Here is a 429-nt window from a genome sequence, read left to right as displayed (position 1 = left end):
CCGGCAAGAAGATGACCGCGCTCGCCGACAAGGTCGCCGACGAGGGCTACGACGCCGTGTTCCTGATGGGCGTCGGCGGCACCTGGGACGAGCTCATGCAGCTCGAGTACCTCATGAACAAGTTCGGCGACCGCGACCTCGAGGTCTACCTGATCCACGCCGCCGAGTGGAACGTCATGGGCCACAAGCGCATGACCGAGAAGTCCGTCGTGCTCACCGCCTCCGAGTCCGGAACCACCCCCGAGGTCCTCGAGGCCGTCAAGAAGATGAAGGAAAAGGGCATTCGCGTCTACGCCATGACCAAGCCCGAGGGCCCCATCGGCCAGGCTGTCGGCGCCGAGAATTGCGTCAAGATGGCTTCCGATCATGGTAACGGCGGCTGCGAGATGGGCTACTACCTCGCCGACTGCTTCGGCCTGCGCCTGCTCA

General features: G+C 64.3%; 1 pseudogene. It reads left to right on the top strand.

Annotated elements, in window-relative coordinates:
• Positions 1-429, top strand: a pseudogene (locus DW899_RS10355) (SIS domain-containing protein); the annotation flags it as partial.

The sequence above is a fragment of the Collinsella sp. AM41-2BH genome, from assembly GCF_003468085.1.
In the GTDB taxonomy this organism is placed as follows: domain Bacteria; phylum Actinomycetota; class Coriobacteriia; order Coriobacteriales; family Coriobacteriaceae; genus Collinsella.
Note: the sequence above shows the minus strand (reverse complement) of the source record. Positions and strands in the feature narration are given on the sequence as shown.